Source organism: Algoriphagus halophilus (assembly GCF_041729275.1).
Lineage (GTDB): Bacteria > Bacteroidota > Bacteroidia > Cytophagales > Cyclobacteriaceae > Algoriphagus > Algoriphagus halophilus_A.
Map to the genome: position 1 here is coordinate 3,961,245 of NZ_CP146486.1, position 19,471 is coordinate 3,980,715.

At 39.8% G+C, this 19,471-nt stretch carries 24 protein-coding genes and 2 pseudogenes; 8 read left to right on the forward strand and 18 right to left on the reverse strand.

All coding sequences use genetic code 11. The features are described from left to right. Nucleotides 1-13 precede the first annotated feature (13 nt). Nucleotides 14-130 carry a hypothetical protein gene (locus tag V8V91_RS21260; RefSeq protein WP_373397099.1) on the forward strand — a complete coding sequence of 39 codons (117 nt, stop codon included), beginning with the start codon at nt 14-16 and terminating at the stop codon, nt 128-130. Beyond that, the gene (locus V8V91_RS21265; RefSeq protein WP_373397100.1) at nt 112-387 is read left to right on the forward strand and encodes a DUF3298 domain-containing protein; all 276 of its coding nucleotides are present in this window, start codon (nt 112-114) and stop codon (nt 385-387) included. The genes V8V91_RS21260 and V8V91_RS21265 overlap by 19 nt, the downstream gene beginning before the upstream one ends. Before the next feature lie 11 nt (nt 388-398). On the opposite strand, the gene dnaA is transcribed toward V8V91_RS21265, so the two are convergent. Continuing rightward, nucleotides 399-1,817 carry a chromosomal replication initiator protein DnaA gene (gene dnaA, locus V8V91_RS21270; protein WP_074225041.1) on the reverse strand — a complete coding sequence of 473 codons (1,419 nt, stop codon included), beginning with the start codon at nt 1,815-1,817 and terminating at the stop codon, nt 399-401. A 349-nt stretch (nt 1,818-2,166) separates the two neighbouring features. Between dnaA and V8V91_RS21275 the strand changes: the two genes are divergently transcribed. From V8V91_RS21275 to V8V91_RS21295, 5 genes and pseudogenes are all read left to right on the forward strand, one after another. After that, nucleotides 2,167-3,213 (forward strand): methylmalonyl-CoA mutase family protein, encoded by a 1,047-nt coding sequence (locus V8V91_RS21275; protein WP_373397101.1) that lies wholly within the window; start codon nt 2,167-2,169, stop codon nt 3,211-3,213. After that, nucleotides 3,186-3,572 carry a methylmalonyl-CoA mutase family protein gene (locus tag V8V91_RS21280; RefSeq protein WP_373397102.1) on the forward strand — a complete coding sequence of 129 codons (387 nt, stop codon included), beginning with the start codon at nt 3,186-3,188 and terminating at the stop codon, nt 3,570-3,572. Before V8V91_RS21275 ends, V8V91_RS21280 begins: the two co-directional genes overlap by 28 nt. Next, nucleotides 3,569-5,690 (forward strand): annotated as a pseudogene (gene scpA, locus V8V91_RS21285) (methylmalonyl-CoA mutase). The gene V8V91_RS21280 and the pseudogene scpA overlap by 4 nt, the downstream one beginning before the upstream one ends. A gap of 66 nt (nt 5,691-5,756) precedes the next feature. Then, nucleotides 5,757-6,812 carry an AGE family epimerase/isomerase gene (locus tag V8V91_RS21290; RefSeq protein WP_373397103.1) on the forward strand — a complete coding sequence of 352 codons (1,056 nt, stop codon included), beginning with the start codon at nt 5,757-5,759 and terminating at the stop codon, nt 6,810-6,812. Beyond that, entirely contained in the window at nt 6,767-7,087 is a 321-nt protein-coding gene (locus V8V91_RS21295) for an AGE family epimerase/isomerase (protein WP_373400774.1), read from the forward strand. The genes V8V91_RS21290 and V8V91_RS21295 overlap by 46 nt, the downstream gene beginning before the upstream one ends. Here the strand turns inward: V8V91_RS21295 and V8V91_RS21300 are convergent. The 7 genes from V8V91_RS21300 to V8V91_RS21330 form a co-directional block, all read right to left on the reverse strand. Next, nucleotides 7,080-7,394, reverse strand: a complete 315-nt coding sequence (locus V8V91_RS21300) for a hypothetical protein (protein ID WP_373397104.1) — start codon at nt 7,392-7,394, stop codon at nt 7,080-7,082. The genes V8V91_RS21295 and V8V91_RS21300 overlap by 8 nt on opposite strands. Nucleotide 7,395: 1 nt before the next feature. After that, on the reverse strand, nt 7,396-8,484 hold the full coding sequence (locus tag V8V91_RS21305) for an acyclic terpene utilization AtuA family protein (RefSeq protein ID WP_373397105.1): 1,089 nt from the start codon (nt 8,482-8,484) through the stop codon (nt 7,396-7,398). Nucleotides 8,485-8,500: 16 nt separating this feature from the next. Then, nucleotides 8,501-8,722, reverse strand: a complete 222-nt coding sequence (locus V8V91_RS21310) for an acyclic terpene utilization AtuA family protein (protein WP_373397106.1) — start codon at nt 8,720-8,722, stop codon at nt 8,501-8,503. 55 nt (nt 8,723-8,777) lie between these two features. After that, nucleotides 8,778-9,254, reverse strand: coding sequence for a hypothetical protein (locus V8V91_RS21315; RefSeq protein WP_373397108.1), 477 nt, complete (start codon nt 9,252-9,254; stop codon nt 8,778-8,780). A gap of 59 nt (nt 9,255-9,313) precedes the next feature. Beyond that, on the reverse strand, nt 9,314-10,006 hold the full coding sequence (locus V8V91_RS21320) for an SLC13 family permease (protein ID WP_373397109.1): 693 nt from the start codon (nt 10,004-10,006) through the stop codon (nt 9,314-9,316). Between the two features lie 138 nt (nt 10,007-10,144). Beyond that, on the reverse strand, nt 10,145-10,912 hold the full coding sequence (locus V8V91_RS21325) for a diphthine--ammonia ligase (protein WP_373397110.1): 768 nt from the start codon (nt 10,910-10,912) through the stop codon (nt 10,145-10,147). Nucleotides 10,913-11,008: 96 nt separating this feature from the next. Then, entirely contained in the window at nt 11,009-12,670 is a 1,662-nt protein-coding gene (locus V8V91_RS21330; protein WP_373397111.1) for a M20/M25/M40 family metallo-hydrolase, read from the reverse strand. An 87-nt stretch (nt 12,671-12,757) separates the two neighbouring features. On the opposite strand from V8V91_RS21330, the gene V8V91_RS21335 reads away from it, so the two are divergent. Further along, on the forward strand, nt 12,758-14,617 hold the full coding sequence (locus tag V8V91_RS21335; protein WP_373397112.1) for a TIGR00341 family protein: 1,860 nt from the start codon (nt 12,758-12,760) through the stop codon (nt 14,615-14,617). 61 nt (nt 14,618-14,678) lie between these two features. Here the strand turns inward: V8V91_RS21335 and V8V91_RS21340 are convergent, their stop codons facing one another. The 10 genes and pseudogenes from V8V91_RS21340 to V8V91_RS21385 form a co-directional block, all read right to left on the reverse strand. Next, on the reverse strand, nt 14,679-15,056 hold the full coding sequence (locus V8V91_RS21340; RefSeq protein ID WP_373397113.1) for a hypothetical protein: 378 nt from the start codon (nt 15,054-15,056) through the stop codon (nt 14,679-14,681). A gap of 59 nt (nt 15,057-15,115) precedes the next feature. Continuing rightward, a complete protein-coding gene (locus tag V8V91_RS21345) occupies nt 15,116-15,565 on the reverse strand; it encodes a DUF4440 domain-containing protein (protein WP_373397114.1) in 450 nt (149 codons plus the stop codon). A 142-nt stretch (nt 15,566-15,707) separates the two neighbouring features. Beyond that, nucleotides 15,708-16,451, reverse strand: a complete 744-nt coding sequence (locus tag V8V91_RS21350; protein WP_373397115.1) for a hypothetical protein — start codon at nt 16,449-16,451, stop codon at nt 15,708-15,710. A 63-nt stretch (nt 16,452-16,514) separates the two neighbouring features. Further along, nucleotides 16,515-16,836: pseudogene (locus tag V8V91_RS21355) on the reverse strand (2Fe-2S iron-sulfur cluster-binding protein). Between the two features lie 14 nt (nt 16,837-16,850). Beyond that, the gene (locus V8V91_RS21360; protein ID WP_373400775.1) at nt 16,851-17,183 is read right to left on the reverse strand and encodes an NAD(P)/FAD-dependent oxidoreductase; all 333 of its coding nucleotides are present in this window, start codon (nt 17,181-17,183) and stop codon (nt 16,851-16,853) included. Next, nucleotides 17,173-17,397 (reverse strand): NAD-binding protein, encoded by a 225-nt coding sequence (locus tag V8V91_RS21365; protein ID WP_373397116.1) that lies wholly within the window; start codon nt 17,395-17,397, stop codon nt 17,173-17,175. The genes V8V91_RS21360 and V8V91_RS21365 overlap by 11 nt, the downstream gene beginning before the upstream one ends. Then, nucleotides 17,325-17,855, reverse strand: a complete 531-nt coding sequence (locus V8V91_RS21370) for an NAD(P)/FAD-dependent oxidoreductase (protein WP_373397118.1) — start codon at nt 17,853-17,855, stop codon at nt 17,325-17,327. The genes V8V91_RS21365 and V8V91_RS21370 overlap by 73 nt, the downstream gene beginning before the upstream one ends. 74 nt (nt 17,856-17,929) lie before the next feature. Further along, nucleotides 17,930-18,379 (reverse strand): MarR family winged helix-turn-helix transcriptional regulator, encoded by a 450-nt coding sequence (locus V8V91_RS21375; RefSeq protein WP_074222986.1) that lies wholly within the window; start codon nt 18,377-18,379, stop codon nt 17,930-17,932. Between the two features lie 122 nt (nt 18,380-18,501). Next, nucleotides 18,502-18,666, reverse strand: coding sequence for a hypothetical protein (locus V8V91_RS21380; protein ID WP_373397119.1), 165 nt, complete (start codon nt 18,664-18,666; stop codon nt 18,502-18,504). Nucleotides 18,667-18,686: 20 nt separating this feature from the next. Next, entirely contained in the window at nt 18,687-19,469 is a 783-nt protein-coding gene (locus V8V91_RS21385; RefSeq protein ID WP_373397120.1) for an ABC transporter ATP-binding protein, read from the reverse strand. Between the last annotated feature and the right edge of the window lie 2 nt (nt 19,470-19,471).

A 19,471-nucleotide genomic window follows, 5' to 3' on the forward strand; every position in this document is an offset into this window, starting at 1 on the left:
TGAGTCGGATAGTTTGGTCAGTATCAAATTTACCGAATTCAATTTTACTGGAGGAGCACATCCAAATTCAAGTGTCAATTTTTTAATTTTGATAAGAACTCTGGATCCCTTTTGTCAGAGGAGCAATTAATCCTTGATCAAGAAAAATTTCTAGAATTAGCTGAACAGGCTTTTAGGGAATACCATCAAGTAGAAGAGGGGGTTGCTTTGAAGGATGATGGGCGTTTCTTTTTGCCTGATACTGGATTCTTTATTCCAAATGCCTTTGGGTATGAAGGAGACAAGCTGAAGCTCATATATATCCCATATGAAATAGGCCCCTATTCCTTAGGGTACACAGAGTTAGAGTTTGGTTTAGATGAATTGGAAGGAATGGTAAAAAAGTGAAATCCTCTTTTTTAATAGGACCTCATTTTGAATTTTTTCTTTAATTCATTCACTGCATTTCGGAAAGAGCTATCCGTTTCCATTAAGTCATTTACTGTTTGTACAGCATGGATTACCGTGGAATGGTCTCTACCTCCAAAATGATATCCAATAGACTTTAAAGAGTGGTTGGTGAATTCTTTAGAAAAATACATGGCTACCTGTCTCGCCACCACAATTTCTTTTTTACGTGTTTTTGCTTTGAGGTCATCAAGCGCAATACCATAATATTCAGAAACTGTTTTTTGGATATAATCAATCCCAACCTCAGTTTCTATGTCTTTGATGATGTTTTTCATCACCGTCTTGGCAAGCTCTAGGCTGATTTCCACTCGACTCAAAGAAGCATGTGCAATCAATGAAATAAGAATTCCTTCCAGCTCACGTACGTTGGTGTCGACTGTATAAGCCAAGTATTCTACTACGTCATCTGGAATAGAAATTCCTTCAGACTGCATTTTTCTTCGAATAATTGCTACCCTGGTTTCAAAATCAGGCATTTGAAGATCTGCGGTCAGCCCCCATTTAAAACGAGAAAGTAATCGTTCTTCCAACCCTTTCAAATCCCGTGGAGGACAATCTGAGGTCATGATGATTTGCTTCTTGTTTTGGTGTAAGTGGTTAAAGATATGGAAGAACATTTCCTGTGTTCTGTCTTTACCCGCTAAGAATTGAATGTCATCAATGATCAAGACATCCACCTGCATGTAAAAGTTTGTGAAACTCTTCACATTTCCGTCCTTGATGGAATCCATGAATTGATTCACAAATTTCTCAGAGGAAACATATAGCACAAACTTGTCCTCTGGGCCATTTTTGATTTCGTTTCCGATAGCCTGTACAAGGTGGGTTTTACCAAGTCCAACTCCACCATATACCATTAAGGGGTTGAAAGAAGTAATGCCAGGTTTGGTGGCTACTGCAAACCCTGCTGATCTAGCTAACCTATTACAATCCCCTTCTATGTAAGCAGAGAAAGTGTAATTTGGATTTAAGTTACTTTTTGTCAGGGCCTCCGCATCCAGAGATTTCATCTCAAATGGAGTGCGTTGTTCTTCAGGGGGATTGGGAGCACCTTTTTTGCCATTGTTTCCCTGCGGGTAAGAAACCACATAGGGTTGATTGGCAGAATTTCCACGATCTACCACCACGGCATATTCCAACCTTCCACCCTGGCCTAAAGTCGTTTTAATGGCAAGCTTTAAAACTTGTACATAATTATCTTCCAGCCACTCGTAAAAAAACTGACTAGGAACCTGAATCGTAAGATTTGTTCCTTCGAGTTTAACTGGGTTTATTGGCTTAAACCAAGTTGAAAAGCTCTGATCATTGACGTGTTGTTCGATAACACGTAAACATTCATTCCAAACGGCGCTAGCTTCTGAACTCATTAGAGAAGATTTCTGAAAATCTGATGGGCCCTGAGATAACAGGGGCATCAAATTTGGAGAAAAATCAGGTAAATAAAAAATTCGATTTGACTTGAAATAATGGATTTTTTATCCATTGAAATATTAATAACAAAATGAAATTTTGCCACTAAAATTGAACCAAACTCAATCTATTTTATAGGCAAAAATGGAATTATTATGAGTTTTCATAATTTTGAGGGTTTATTTATAGCTGATAGTCAAATAATTAAACTTTTTAAGTAAGAGTTATTTTTTCATTTAAATTACTATTTATGGCTTTCGTACACATTTGGTTATTTTTGGTAAGAATAAAAAATAGAAACCCAATATGACAAAAGAATCTTTTAATAATTTTTTGGATGTTACGAAAGAGGAATGGGTTGAGCAAGTAAAAAAAGACTTGAAAGGAAAGGATTTCGAACAGACCTTAATCCATAAAGTGTGGAATGATGTGGAAGTTCTCCCGTTTTACTGTTCCGAGGATATCTCCAAACCTATTCCATCGATCAGATTTCACGAAGAAGCTAAATTACCTGGCTTTTCTCCAAGAATCTGGAATAATGCCGTTTCTTTTTATCCGACTGATGATAAGGGTTGTAATCAAGAAATCCTTTCTGTTTTACAGCAAGGGGCAGATGCTATCATCATTCACCTTCGAGGAACGGAAAACTTACATGAAATTTTGAAAGGGGTGATGACGGAGTTTATTCATCTATATTTTGTGCCCCTTTCTTCACCAAGAATGCTATTTAATCAGATTATGGATTGGATTGAATCTCTTCATGTGAAGCCAGGAATGCTACAAGGTGCAATTCTTTGGTCACCTACATCGGATTTAATGAAACGGAATGGAGATTTTCAAGAAAATATAAAACTAGGAGCTGAAATGATCGGAAAGCTTTCAGCTTTCCGTGATTTTTACCCCATGACCTTGAATTTCTCCATGTATGAGGATTCCGGAGCAAATGGTATTCAGCAGAGTTTCTTAGGGTTGGCTGAGATGGTAGAAATGCTGGACGCATTTATTAAAGAAGCGGTGTCTACCGCCATGCTTTTTGATAATATGGCAGTATACTGTAGTGTGGGAGAGTTGTTTTTTCCAGAAATCGCCAAGCTGAAAGCTATTAGAATTTTATTGCAAGAGCTAGCTTTTAACCTTGGGCAGGAAATATCTCCTGCTTCGCTACATTTCATTATTTCCAGTAGTACATGGAGTAAATCCCTGATGGATCAAAATTCAAACTTAATCAGACAAACCTACGAAGCCATGTCTGCCATCTTTGGAGGAGCAGATACTCTTTGGGTTCGTCCAGCATTAGGAGAAAAGGCTTCCGAATTAGAAAAAGAATGGCCAGAAATGTTTCCACCATTCTGAAAGAAGAAAGCTATTTGGATAAAGTGATGGATCCCGCCGCAGGGTCTTATTATATAGATTCTCTGGTAGAAAATCTTAGAAAAAAAATCTTGGAGGAATTAAGGAATTTTGAAGAAAAAGGAGGTTGGCTGAAGAATTTCGAATCTCGGCAAATCCAGGCGATAGTGAGAAAGGAGCGGAGTTTAATTCAAGAATCTTATGTAACCCAGGAGAAAATAAAAGTGGGGGCAAATAAATATGAGGAAAAAGATGATTCAGCTGGAAAAATATCCTTTGAGAAGATAGTTGAGGAATCGCATGAACTGAAGCCTTCCCGAGCTACTTATTTATTAGAAAAGAAAACCCTAGACCAATCATGAGACCTGATTTTAATAATTGGCAGAGAAAACCATCCATAGGAGATAAAACGCAGGTAAAAGAAGAGGTTTGGGATTCTCCTGAACAAATCAAAGTCCCTTCAGAATTTGATCCTCAAGCGAATCAGAAACTCCCTCATATTCATTTTGCGGCAGGTATTCCTCCTTATTTAAGAGGACCTTATAGTACCATGTATGCGATCAGACCATGGACCATACGTCAATATGCAGGTTTTAGCACAGCAGAGGAATCCAATGCTTTTTACAGAAGAAATTTAGCTGCAGGGCAAAAAGGGCTTTCAGTGGCATTTGATCTTCCAACCCATAGGGGATATGACTCAGATCACCCGAGGGTAGTGGGAGATGTTGGAAAAGCTGGAGTAGCGATAGATACTGTGGAGGATATGAAAATTCTTTTTGATCAAATTCCTTTGGATCATATGTCCGTGTCCATGACGATGAATGGTGCGGTGATTCCGATTTTGGCATTTTACATCGTAGCTGCCGAGGAGCAAGGGGTGAAACCAGCCCAGTTAAGTGGGACGATCCAAAATGATATTTTAAAGGAGTTTATGGTTCGGAATACCTATATCTATCCTCCTCAACCTTCGATGAAAATCATAGCTGATATTTTTGAATATACAGCGGAAAACATGCCCAAGTTCAATTCCATTTCCATTTCTGGTTATCATATGCAAGAAGCGGGTGCAACCGCAGATTTAGAGTTGGCTTATACCCTGGCAGATGGTTGGGAATATTTGAAAACAGGGGTAAAAGCTGGTTTGGATATAGATGATTTTGCGCCAAGACTCTCATTTTTTGGGCCATAGGAATGAATTATTTCATGGAGATAGCCAAAATGAGAGCAGGAAGACTATTGTGGGCCAAAATTGTCCAGAAGTTTAATCCAAAGTCTCCAAAATCCTTGGCTTTAAGGACTCATTGTCAAACCTCAGGTTGGTCCTTGACAGAGCAAGATCCTTTTAACAATGTGACCAGAACAGCGGTGGAGGCAATGGGTGCAGTCATGGGGCATACTCAATCTTTGCATACGAATTCTTTGGATGAAGCCATTGCTTTGCCGACCGACTTTTCTGCAAGAATTGCACGTAATACCCAACTTGTCTTGCAGGAAGAATTAGGAATTACGCATGTGGTGGATCCTTGGGGAGGTTCATATTATGTGGAATATTTGACTGACCAATTGGTAATGAGGGCTTGGGAATTGATCGAAGAGGTGGAGAAATTGGGGGGATGGCAAAAGCGATTGAATCTGGACTACCAAAATTGAGAATTGAAGAAGCGGCGGCAAAAAAGCAAGCAAGAATTGACAGTGGGAAGGACATCATTGTAGGTGTCAACCGGTTTCAAGTGGAGGATGAATCGGAGATTGAAGTGAGGGATGTAGATAACCAAGCAGTAAGAGAATCTCAGGTAGCGAGAATTAAGCGAGTAAAATCAGAAAGAGATCCAGAAGAGGTCCAAAAAAGTCTTCAGGCAATTACTGAATGTGCCAGATCAGGAAATGGAAATCTACTGGAGTTAGCTATAGATGCGGCTAGGAATAGAGCGACTTTGGGAGAAATTTCCATGGCCATGGAAGAGGTATATGGAAGACATCAGGCTCAAAATAAATCAATCACAGGAGTTTATGCAGCAGAAGTGAAAAATCAAGAGTCTTTTCAAAAGGCCATTACCCTCTCAGATAAATTTGCGGAAGAGGAAGGAAGAAGACCAAGAATCATGGTCGCGAAAATGGGACAGGATGGACATGATCGGGGAGCTAAGGTCATTGCCACCGGTTTTGCTGATCTAGGATTTGATGTGGATATCGGACCTTTGTTCCAAACTCCAGAAGAGGTGGCAGAACAGGCCATAGAGAATGATGTGCATGTGGTTGGAGTGTCTTCCTTGGCTGCCGGACATAAAACCTTGGTTCCTCAGTTAATTCATGCCTTGAAGGAATTGGGGAGACCAGACATTATGGTGGTAGCAGGAGGAGTGATCCCTTCCAAAGATTACCAATTTCTTTTTGATGCGGGTGTAGCAGCGGTTTTTGGGCCTGGGACTGTGTTGTCAGATGCGGCCATCAAAGTATTAACAAAGTTGTCCGAAGAGTGAAAATTCTAATTCATTGTCCCAAAACCTCATGAGACCCTCCTTTTTCTTACTTTTTCTTCCCTATTGATGCTGTTTTCGTGTAAAGAAAAAGAAAGTGTCAAGAATCCTAAGGAAGTCCTTGCAGACCAAATGGAGCAGCACCTCAAAACAGAGGTTTTGGATCAATGGTATCCCCAAGCAATGGATACCATCGATGGAGGGTTCTTTAGTAATTTTTCCTACGATTTTATTCCTGGAGAAAAACAGGAGAAAATGATTGTGACCCAATCCCGCCATGTTTGGACCAACTCGAAAGCTTCCAAGAAGTATCCAGAGACTTCCTATTATTTGAAGGGAGCCAAACACGGGTATGAATTTTTAAAAGATAAAATGTGGGACCCCGAACATGGAGGGTTTTATTGGTTGGTGGACAAACAGGGGAATCCAATTGGGGACCCGATGAAAACGGCCTATGGAAATGCCTTTGGTATCTTTGCATTAGCGGCCTATTATGATGCTGCCAAGGATGAATCCGCTTTAGAGTTGGCTCAGGAGGCTTTTCAATGGCTGGACCTACATGCCCATGACTCTATCTATGGAGGGTATTACCAGCATTTAGCCCCAGATGGAGCCCCGATTTCTAGATCAAGTTCTACTCCTTCAACCTCTGAATTGGGATATAAGGACCAAAATAGCTCGATCCATATTTTGGAGGCATTTACGGAATTGTACCAGGTATGGCCAGACCCAATTTTGAAAAAGAGATTGGAAGAGATGTTATTATTGATCCGGGATCAGATAGTGACTGAAAAAGGATATTTGACCTTATTCTTGTTACCGGATTGGACTCCCGTAACCTTTAGAGATGCTACAGATGAGGTGATTTTGAATCATCATACCCTCGATCATGTTTCTTTTGGTCACGATGTGGAAACAGGCTTTTTAATGATTGAAGCTTCAGAGGCCTTGGGTTGGGATCATGATGAAACCACCCATCGAATTGCCAAGAAGATGATTGATCATGCCCTGGAAAATGGATGGGATTATGAAGTAGGGGCTTTTATGATGAGGGATATTATTTCAATGATGGGTTCCGGATTACTCATGATACCAAAAATTGGTGGGCACAGGCAGAGGGGATGAATGCACTTCTTTTAATGGCAGAATTATATCCGGAAGATCCCCAAGACTATTTTCAGAAATTCTTAACTCTCTGGGGATATACCGATACCTACCTTATAGACCATGAACATGGAGACTGGTACTCAGGTGGGTTAGATAAACAACCTGAATTAAAGACGTTGGGGAAGGGAAATATCTGGAAAGGAATTTATCATCACTATCGATCATTGGATCATTGTATTTCTCGTTTGAGAGAAATGAGTGAACGAGAAGGGGTTGAATTTGAGGTCAATTGAATTCTATTTCCATTTCCAGCAAGGCATAACTTAGAGATTTGCCGTGGGTGTCCATTGCTATAGAGGTAGTTACTCCAGTCCCCAATGAATCCTGACAAATGAATTGGATAGCCTTTAATTCCGGCAAAACAAATCGTTTGATCTCTCCTTTGAGTTGATGGTGTAAATGATTTTTTACACGTTCTATAGTCACATAATTGACCAGTTTTTCAAAATTGAGAGGATCATAGGGGATCAGTGAAAGCAACAAGGTATTTCCTTTATCTCCGGCTCTTCCATGAGCGATTTTTGAGAGTTTTGTTTTCATGTTAATTGGATTCAATCAGCGTTAGTTTGGGAGTTATTAAAGTCCTTTCCATGAGTACGGAAACGACACCCATTAATTGATGGGTATTTTTTCTTGCTCCGCCACCGCCTGCTGGACCATTGGTATATAAGGCTTCCACTTCTTCACCCACTAGGGTGGATAGCGTAGAATCTTGGGTTTTTCCTGCAACCCTCAAGCGTACCTCATAAGGGACTGAATCCTTAGAAAGTGCTGTTCCGTGTAAAGAGGATAATCCTATGAAGTCCACTCGAAATTCATCAAATGCTCCTGAAATTCTTTTTTCGATAATTTCTCCAGCAAGAAATGCTCGTTCTTTTGCATTGGCTCCTGCATAGGAAATTTCACCTTCACTTAAATATCCGGCTTCATACCCTACGGATACCTTTAAGGTTTCGGGTGCAGGATTACCATCCCCTCCAGAAATTCTGATTTGGTTTGTTCCAATTTCTTCAATTTGAACCTTGGAGAAATCCGCAATTACATCGGGTGTATAATAAGCATATGGATCCAATACTTCATATAGCAATTGTTCCTTTGCAGTTTGGGTAGAAATCAATCCTCCTGTTCCTTGTACCTTGCTAATGATTCCAGTTCCATCTTTTGAAACTTCCAAAATAGGGTGTCCCAAAATATCCATATCTGGAACAGGCTTGGAAACGGTATCGGCAAAGTATCCTCCCGTGATTTGACCTGCACATTCCATCAAATGTCCCAACACAGTCCCTTGGCCAAGTATTGTTGAATCCATCCTATCCCAACCTAATTCTTTGACCATAGGGGCAAGGAATAAAGAAGGGTCAGCCACTCTACCTGTAAGAACAATGTCGGCATCAGTTTCCAAAGCTGGTAGAATGGAGTCAATTCCTAAATAAGCATTTGCGGAAACGATGTTGCGATAGGAAGAGAGAGATGCACCAGATTCTAAGGTTTTTTCATGTAAATCCAATTGGTTAAATACATCATCCCCATGGACAATGGCCACTTTTACCTTAAGTCCAAGTTGATCAGCGATTTCAATGATTTTTTTACCTCCTTCTAAGGGATTTGCTGCACCCATATTGGTGATCAATCGGACCTTTTTTTGATTAGAATTGGGAGTAATCGTTGGATTCTTCTTTCCAATAAGGGATCATATCCAAGTAAAGGGTTTTCTTTTTTCTTTTCTGTGCCAGAGAAATAGTCCGTTCTGCCAGGCATTCCAATACCAGATAATCCAGATTTCCTTTTTCGGCCAGAATTTCTGAAGGTTCTAATCGGTCTCCTGAAAATCCAGCTCCACATCCGATTCTTAGTTTTTCCTTTTCCATTATTAAATACTTATAGCACCTATCAGAACTGAAACGAAAACCATGATCAAGGTGATCAAAAATGCCCAGGGGATTGTTTTTTCTGATGCTCCCCTAATTCCACTCCTGCCAAACCAATAAGTAAAAAGGTCGATCCTGTAAGCGGGCTGACTGCAAAACCAGTAGTCATCTGACCCAATATGGCGGCTCTTCCCACTTCTAAACCCGATGCTTGAAAATGTTCTGCAGTGGTGGATAATAAAGGTAATATGCCAAAATAAAAGGAGTCTGGATCAAAGAGTAAGCTTGCAGGCATAGCGAAAATCCCTGTGATCAAGGGGATCTCTCTTCCTACTTGAGATGGAATCAGATATACTATTTCTGAAGCCATTGCTTCGATCATTCCTGTGCCTTTCAAAATTCCTGTAAAACAACCTGCTGCAAATAGGATGCTGGCCATTAACATGGCTTCTTTTGCATGATTGTCAATTGTTTTTCTTTGGTCTGAGACTTTGGGATAGTTGACCAATAATGTGATTGCAAATGCAATCATAAATACGATATGTGGAGGTGCAAGGCTAAATATAATGCTTCCAATGGCCACTATTACAGTTAGGATATTGAACCAGAAAAGTATTTGATTGGGTGACGTTCTTTCTGTTTTTTCTCTGTTTGGGGATTTTGCGAAGTCAGGGTGATTTTTTTTCGTTCCTGTAAGCCGAATCTATAAGCAATGGCTAGGACGGTGCATAATCCCACTAGAACTGGAATTAAAATCGGATTAAATAGATCTGTAACTGGTATGCTTAATGCGGTAGCAGCTCTTAAAGTGGGACCTCCCCAAGGAAGAATATTCATAGTTCCTGCCGACAATGCCACAATGGAGGCAAGGGTTAATCTGCTCATGTTCATTCGGTCATAAACGGGGGTAAGGGCAGGAACAGCAATTAAAAAAGTTACGGCACCTGAACCATCCAAATGAATGAGCATTGCCAAAATTGCAGTGGCTATGGCAATTTTCACAGGATCATTACCTGCAAAATTCAGAAGTCTATCAATGATGGGGTCAAAAGTTCCGGCATCCATTAAGATTCCGAAAAACAAGATGGCAAAAATAAACATCAGCCCAGTTGGAGCTATGTTGATAAGCCCATCTGCAATTAGGCTTGGCAATTCTTTCCAAAATCCTGCTAAAATACCTGTGGCCACCGGTATTAGGATAAGTGCAATGACCGGAGAAACTTTCTTCCCAATTACCAAAAGAAAGAGTAATACGATGGTGATAAGCCCCCAAACTGCTAACATATATATAAAGTTTTCATCTTTATTTCCGGGTCAGATAGTTTGGAGTCAACTGATTTTTGAGCAGTGAAATTCATCTGATTGGGTTAATTGCTAGGCCCAATTAACTGATAAAATTCATTGTTTCAAAACGATACAATACTAAATCCTTTGCTTGATTTTGATAACTAAATTGGAATCAAATCTGTAAACCAAAATCCATAAGCATAGGGATCTTCTTTTTGTGATCGTCCTGGAAACAATCGTTGGAATTATCTTTTTTGGAGCCTCATATTTCCGATAAACTGTCTCTCCGATGGAATAAGAAATGGGATTTGAAAATAGGGGGCCATCAAAAACGAAGGTGTGAAACTCCCCATTTTCTCCACATGGGTCGACATTTTTTGGGAGCTCTTTTAAAAAATCTTCATCGATTACTCTTCCAGCAAAACTTTGATCTAAGTATTTTTCATTGACGCAGGTGGTGACGGTTTTGAACCCTAAATCAATAAATTCTCTGATAAGATCAGGGGTAGGTTGCTTCCAAATCGGAAAGATTCCTTTTAGGCGGATTTCTGTTAATTTATTTTCTCGATAGGATCGTAAGTCCTCTAAAAATATATCTCCAAAAATACTTGCTTCAGCTCCCTGATCTACCAAAGGTTGAAGGGTATTTCGCATGGCAGTCTCATAACTTTCCATGGTGGGCATTTCAGGAACTTCCATAATAGTCAATGGTAGTCCAATGCTTTTAGCTTGTTGCACCAAGAGCTCTTTTCTGACACCATGCATGGAAATACGTTGAAATTTCTGGCTGATGCTAGTCAGTAATGTTTGGACTTCAAATTCTTTTTTTTGGAGGATTTTATAAAGTGCAAGAGCGGAGTCTTTCCCTCCGCTCCAGTTGAAAATGGCTTTATTGAGAGACATGGGGTGTTTTTTATACCAAATACGAAGGTATTTTAAATTTTGAATGGCAAAAAATAAAAGGCCCTGATAGTTCACAGAGCCTTTGATGAGTTTGGGTTACTCTACTTTAGGGAGTTCTTCCCTAGGAAGTTTTTCATCCCTCTGAGCGGTATTATAAACAAAGGAAGCCACAATGACCGCCATTTGCTTCAAGTCATTCAGCTCTAATCGCTCAAAATTATCCATGTTGGTATGATGAGTCCTGGTCCTGTATTCAATAGGATCTTGAATAAACTGAAATCCAGGTAGACCTACTCCATCAAAACTTTGATGGTCTGTACCTCCGGTATCTCGGATGGTAATGGTTCTATTTTCAATCAAGTCATCTACTGGTTCAAACCATTGATCGAAAATTGGACCTACAGCTTCATTTCCTTGCAAATAAATTCCTCTGATCTTGCCAGTTCCATTGTCAATATTGTAATAAGCAGAAAGTTTTTCATGATCTGGTTTCAATTCCATTGTAGCCCTGTCAGCGAAATGATTTTGAACATAATTTCTTGATCCATGTAGACCTTGTTCTTCCCCTCCCCAAAGTGCGATTCGGATGGTTCTTCTTGGTTGTAATCCTGTGGCTTTCAGAATTCTTACAGCTTCCATCATCACGATACAACCTGCCGCGTTATCTGTTGCACCGTTTGCACCATGCCAAGAGTCCAAATGGCCTCCCAACATCACCAATTCTGATTTCAAGGTTGGGTCGGTGCCAGGGATTTCTGCAATGACATTGTAGCCTTGCAAGTCATCTGTAAGATACCTCGATTTGATTTCTGCTTCTACTTCTACATCCACTCCATTTTCTACCAGCCTTGCCAATAAATTCACATTTTCTGGGGCCGTTTCCAACTCAGGTACACCTACAGGAGTGTCTTTTAAATAACCTCTAGGACTGCTTGTAAAAAGGGTTCCGTGTCGGCCATTAACACCTTTGATGATCAATGCAGCGCCTTCCTGGTTAAGAAACTCGCTTATGCGCAAGGAGAAGGCTCTTGCAGCCCTCAATGCTTGAATTTGTTCTGGAGTGTAACGACTACCACCACCGGAGCTTACCGGGGCAGCCATAGCATTCAACTGCTCTTCAGTAAATCGCACTGCATCCGCTTCAAAAGTGGGAGATTGGTCTCCAGAGGGTTTGATGGCAATGATTGCTCCTTGGAGTTTTCCTTTGTATTGAGCTAAATCCTCTTCGGTTTTGGCATCAAGGAATACTACTTTACCACTGACTTCTCCATTGGTGCTTTCAGTCCAGGCTTTAGGAATGGCAATGAAAGGCATATAGTAAGGTTTGGTCATGGCTATATAGCTTTTTTCCATTTCCCAGCCTCTTCCGAATTCACCCCATGCTTCAGTTTTGGCATTTTCCAAACCCCAAGCAGTTAACTGGTCCACCGCGTAATCTGTGGCTCTTTTATATCCTTCAGAATTACTAAGTCTAGGCCCTGCTTTGTCTACTAATTCGAAGGCAATTTTTTCTACATGTGAATTGTTTAGCCCCTCATTTTTTATTTTTTCTATGGCTTTTAGATCGATTTTTTCTTGGGCAAAAACAAGTGTCGCCACTAAAAATGCCGGGACCAGTAAAAGTGTGTTTTTCATAGGTGTCTGCTTTAGGTAGTTGGAATATAAATATAAATTGAGTGAAATTAATTCTTTCATGTTTTCGATGGATGGCATACTTACTTTGTTTTTGAGGTAGATTGGAAGGATTATGGCAATCATTTATATGAATAATTTCTAAAACCCATGATATTTTTCAGAACTTAAGCTTTGTAGCCTAGCTTGAAAGTGTGGAAAACCTTTTTGAAAATGAATAAACTAATTTTTGTATTTGATAATCAATTGGATAAGGAGGAGGTTTCTAAATGTTTGGAACTTTTTGAAGCCCAGCCATCTAAAGAAATTAGCTTTCCAGACCTAGAGGTCAAGTCTATTGGTAAAGGAGAGATTTTGGTCGGGTTGATTTCGGATGCGCAACTTAAGGAACTTATTCCCCAGCTAAATCAAACGGATATCGCCTTAGCACTTCTTCCGCATCCTGAATTGGTGCATGGGCAAAAAGGTTTTGGGATCAATAAAAACATGCAAGATGCTGTGACCGAAATTCAGGAGGCAGAAAATGTTGGTCCCATAGACCTGATGCAAGTCAATGATGAATTGGTTTTGAATTCCTTGGTGATAGGGGAGTCTTTAAGCATTTTATATGGAGATAAATCCAATGGCTTTTTTGAAGGTCTGAAAAATAGGCTGAATCAATTCATTAAGCTTTTCAGGAGGGTGAAGCTTCAAGCAGTTCAAATTAATTTCCCAAATAAAGAAGAAAACAAAACTGTAGATACTGCTGCCATGGGAATACTGGCAGTTGCGAATTGTCAAAGCAATGTGATTTTTAAGAGGATCGTAAGAGATTCAGGATTGAATGATCAATTGATCCATGTTTTGATTTTGGTTCCCAAAAGTTTGATCACTTTGATTCGCTTTGGATTACAAAATTTATTTTTCCCGATCAAAGGAAATAAGCTTCCAAGGTTTGTCGGGTATGCTGCCGCAGAAGAAGTACAGTTGACCACAGAAGAGGAAATCTCCTATGCGATTGATGGAGAAGAAAAGTCAGGGAAAGAGATCAACGTAAAAGTGATGGAAAATCCCGTTCGGATTCTCCTTGGAGCACAAGTGAGAGAGGAAGAAACAGGGAATGGGAGAGAGGTACAAAATCTAGAAACCTTACCTGTGGGTAGTTTGAGGGATGAGTTGACTAGGGGGTATTTGCCATGGGTACGACATGCTACTTCGGATGAATTTAAAGAGTTGTTCAAGCTCCTAAGGGAAAACTCTCAAACTACCGGGAATTACCTAGTGTTGATGGTACTCTCCACCATGATTGCCACATTTGGTTTGTTTGGAAATTCATCACCTGTGGTCATTGGGGCAATGATTTTAGCGCCTTTGATGGCCCCGATTATTTCCTTGTCCATGGGAATGCTTCGTCAAGATGGATTGCTGATCAAGAATAGTTTGGTCACTATTTTTTGGGGAGTCTTGTTAGGTTTACTCTTTTCCATGATCATTACTTGGATGACCCCTTTACAAATTTTGAATGATCAAATTTTGGCCAGAATTCGACCTAATTTATTGGATTTAGGAGTTGCAGTAGCATCTGGAATGGCAGGTGCCTATGCCTATAGCAAAGAAGAAATTGCAAAAACATTGGCAGGAGTGGCTATTTCCGTGGCTTTGGTTCCTCCTCTGGCTGTAGCAGGAATTGGCTTGGGATGGGCAGATTGGAACGTGTTTTTTGGAGCCATGTTGCTATTGGGGACCAACTTGGCAGGGATTGTAGTTTCAGCTGCTCTGACATTTTTGACCTTGGGATTCAGCCCATTTCGTTTGGCGAAAAAAGGGTTGGTAATTAGTTTGATCTTGTTGGCTGCAATAGCTACTCCATTGGCTTTGAGTTTTACAAAAATGGTCAATGAAAATCGAATCATCCAAGAATTAAGTGGACAGGAAATTCCTCATGGATTACTTCGAAATGTGAAAGTGATCAATATGCAGCCTTTGAGGTTATCTGTAACGATCCTGTCAGACCGAGAGTTGAAAGATGCTGATTTTACGGAAATCCGGAGGAAATTGAAGATAAAATTGGGACTTCTATCGAATTGGAATTAACACTAGGAATCAGTATGGGTCAGATCAATGAAGGAGATAGAAGCAATACCATTTCAACGGATTAATCATATTGAAAAACCGGTTTTCCATTTTCACAGACCACTCGGGTAGGAGGAATGACATACATGCAATCCGAGGCCATATTGTTTTTTTGATTGTATTCAGCCTGGAGTTTGGTATATCGCTCAACGAGATCTAAAAACTCTTTTTCGTTGATATCATTAGGATAGGCAATGTAAGCAGTCGGTCCACCGCAAGGCTTACTTCCAATCGCAGTAAATTTCCAATTGGTGAAATTGGAACAAGTCGTTGATTCAGATAACTCCATGATTTTCTCATAAATCTCATCCATATCATTAAAGTCGACTTGTATGGGCTGTTCATCAGCTACCTGACAGCCTCCGAGGAAAATTAGAACAAGGATGATGAATGATTTCATAGAAACATGATTTTAAAATCAGTAACGAAAATGTGGGACCAACCGCTACATATTAAGCTTCAATTTCCAGCTGGCAACATATTTCGAATGGCTGCTATTTTCCAGCCTTTTCCAGTGTCGACCACGGTAAAACTACTCCACATTTTCCGGATGGACTCATTTTGGTTTTTGATTTCGTAGCGTGCATCTACAAGGGCAATCTCATCTCCGACAAATCGAATTCTCTCTACATGTAAGGTCCTTGTTCCTGGGTTATTGGTCGAACTGGCCATCATTCCTTTAATGGCTTCGTTGATTCCAGTTCTCCATTCCCCCGAAGAAACCAATTGGTCGATTTCTTTGGTCAGGATTTTTTTGAGAAGTACAGTGTCTTTGGTCTCCCGAGATTTGGAGTAGGAATTGATCAGATTTAAAATTTCTTGTGATGTCGCTTTGGATTGAGGGTGGTTTTGTGAGAAAGCGTTGAAACTGAGGAATGTTAAAAAGAATAATAGGCTAATTCGGCACATAGAAATTTCGATTGAATTTAATCTAATCTACATTTTCTTCCGGAAAATAAAGGCTTAAGTACGGTGAAATAGTTAGGTATAGATAAAATATGATCATCTATTCGAGTTGGAAGGGGGGCAACAAGAAGAAAAACAAACAGGTTTAAAATAACACAGACAAGTAAAATGAGTTGGTAGGTTCCCAAAATTCATTTTCAATCACTAGGAAAAATTTCACAATCGTGGGGATCGGGCGATCGGAGTAATAGTCATCCACTATCCATTTTGACTTTTTAATTGAGGTGAGGATTTTTTGGTCCAATTCATCATTGAATCCATCAATAACACGAGCATCTGTCCAAAAATTTAATTGATCTATCTCTATCTCATATATCCCAATACCGGGTGTGTTTGGGTAAGGTTTTAATAGGCTAAAATTTTTAAAGAATTCATTTTTGTAGGTTTCAATAATGAAGCTAGAGGTGTAATTCATCTGGCATTCTCTAACTTTTCTTAGGATTTCGATTTCCTTAGGTCTTTCTTTTAATTCGGAAAGCGTAAAAGCCCGGGAGCACAAACCAAAAGAAGGGAGTTCGTCTTCAATAGAAGTCAAATACACCAACATCTCCTGTCCCTCTTTCAGGTAAACATGACACATTCCACCTGCTTTTTTAGGGTCTAGAATATAAAATTCAGAAAGACTCGAACCTTTAAAGTTCTCATACACCTGAAATTGAACCTTGAGGAGGGAGGGGTTTTCTTCAAAGGTAGAGATGTCCATTATTTTTCCTGAAACTACATGGGAAGATCTTCTGTATGCTTCATCAAATCTCACATTGGCACAATCGCAAGCAAATGATGAGGAGAGGCTTATGAATAAGATGCTTGTAACTAACCATTTCATCATGCCCTAAAATAGTAAAAGCCACCCATTTCTGAGTGGCTTTAAGAATATTTAAGGATGGGCTATTTATTGATCCTCACCTCTAAGTTTGATGACAGCTCCTTCTAGGATTTCCCCAATTCTTATTTGACAAGCTAGTCTGGAGGTAGGATAGTATTCCGGTAAGTTTTCCAACTGATCCAATTCTGATGTCGGTAGCTTCGCCTAATTCGTCTTTTCCTTCCAGTATTTCAATATGGCAGGTAGCACAAAGTGCCATGCCACCACAGGTTGCCAATACAGGGTATTCTGATGCCTTTAGGATTTCCATAAGGCTAAAGCCCATATCGTCTGGAGCTTCTATTTCTTGACGGTTTCCGTCATGATCTTCTACTGTGAAATTAACCATGCTCGAAATTACAATTAAAATGTATTTACACCATTAACTGTGGTGTATTTGAAGCTCAATTTTTGATCTGGATATACATATTTGAAGGCAGAATGCATCATGATTGCTGCCTCATGGAATCCGCAAAGGATCAATTTTAATTTTCCTGGGTAGGTATTGATATCCCCGATGGCATAGATTCTTTCCACTCCGGTAGAATAATCCCTGGTATCCACTTCGATTGCATTCTTATCAATGCTCAATCCCCAATCTGCTATTGGACCTAACTTAGGACTCAATCCAAATAAAGGGATTAAATAATCAGCATCAATTTTGATTTCTTCTTTTGCTTTGGATTCAAGGGTCACAGAATTCAATACACCATTTCCACCTTACATTTTTTAAGTTGGCAGAAAGAATCAAATCAATTTTACCTTCATTGGCCAAGTCAAAAACCTTCGCTGCGGAATCAGGAGCACCACGGAATGTTTCATTTCTATGTACCAAAGTCACTCTTTCGGCAACATTGGAAAGATAAATGGCCCAATCCAACGCAGAGTCTCCACCACCCGCAAGAACCACCTTTTTATTTCTGAAAGTTTCAGGGTTTTTCCCATATAGGTAATTCCTTTTCCTTCAAATGTTTCCAAGTTCTCCAATGCTGGCTTTCTTGGTTCAAAACATCCTAAACCTCCTGCAATGATGATCACCTTTGCATGGACATGCGTTTTATCTGAAGTGGTTACTATGAAAGAACCATCCTCTTGCTTGTCCAAATGATCTACTCTTTCCCCCAAGGTAAAGGTTGGTTTGAAAGGCTTTGCTTGCTCCATCAAGTTATCCACCAATTCCTGAGCCTTTACTTCAGGATATCCCGGAATATCATAAATAGGTTTTTGAGGATAAATTTCAGAAAGCTGCCCGCCTACCTGAGGCAATGCATCGATCAGATGGCAACGCATTTTCAGCAAACCTGCTTCGAAAACTGCAAAAAGGCCAACTGGTCCGGCTCCTATGATACAAAGGTCTGTGTGAATCATGGTATATTGACTTTATGGGTAAACCCTAGATTGAAAGCTTTTGTTCGTATAAATATAATTAGTATAACAACTAGTTATTCTTCTATCTCTTGACCGCCTAAGTTTTTATAGATGGTGTTCAATATTCTTTTAAACTCCTCAAAATCCGTTTCATGAAGATTTTCCCATGCTTTTTCTCGGATTTCAAGTATTTGAGGACGTAAAGCCGTGACTTTGGAAGCTCCTGCATCAGTTAAATGCAGCTGGAAACTTCTTCTGTCTTGAGGATGCGGAATTCGCTCCACATATCCTTTTTTACAAAGCAAGTCAATGATCCGAGTTAGAGTTGGGTGGTCTTTAAATACCAGTTGCGCCAACTCGGTTTGACTAAGCAATTGATTTTCAGAAAGATTTTTCAATACCAACCACTGGTCCACCGTCACATCAAAATCCCCTGATTTAAACTGTTGCTGCGCATATTGTTTCACCTTTCGCGCAGTGCGATCGAGGAGAAACGAATACTTTGCAAATTGCTCTTGTGTCATACAAATAATTAGTATGACAAATATATGAATTTTCTGAATTGTTAAAACAATTCTCTATAAAATTTATAGGGTTTGTGATATAAGTGACAAAAGTATTAAATCTGAGGGATTTAAAAAGTTTTTTATGCCAATAAAAAAGACAAGAAATCTGAAAGGGAAGAATACAGAATTCCTTTGTATTGAATTGAGAAAGGGAATTTTTCTACATAAATGGGTTCAGATACAGGAAGAATACCAGATTTGTCCAGCGCTTTTTCTACCCAGAAGCTACTAATTGGATCTCCCACAATCTTCCATTTTCTGGAGCCTATTTTTTTTCAATTCTTCCTTTTTCTGGATCAAAATGAAATTTATCTCCAGGCAAAAGCTGGTTGATTTCTCCTGATAGCACCAATTCTTCTGGAATTCCTGAAATAAGAGGGAGACCACAGGTTAGCAACCAAAATTGGTCGGCAGTTTCCATGGCAATCTCCAAATCATGGGTAACCACCAATATAGCTTTCTCCTGTTTTTGGCAGATTTCCCGAAGTAAATGCATGATTTCATACCGGTTGATCAGGTCCAAATGAGCGGTTGGTTCATCCAGGATCATGATTTGACCATTTTGTGCCAAAGCTCTTGCTATCATGGCTTTCTGTCGCTGACCATCGCTGATTTCTGATAAACGTTCCTGTTCCAAATAACTGATTTTGGTATCTGCCAACGCTTTTTTGACTGCTTCTTGATCTTTCTTGGAAAGCTTTCCAGTCCATCCCGTGTGTGGAATTCTCCCTAAAGCAACCAATTGTCCCACAGTCATATTGCCCGGAGAAACTGGTTCTGTCAAAACTACCGAGAGGGTTTTAGCCAAGTTGGAACTTGAATACTCCTGAACGTTTTCCCCAAAAAGTTGGATGCTCCCCTTCCAAGGTAGAACTTCCCTTAAGATCGCTTTGACCAAAGTGGATTTTCCTACGCCATTAGGGCCTAATAAACAGGTAAGTTGCCCAGAATAGAGTTCGAAGTTCAATCCCTTCAAAATTTCTTTTCTGAGCTCTCCTCTTTGGTATCCCAAACTAAGATTATTACCGATTACTGCCTTTTTCTTCATGC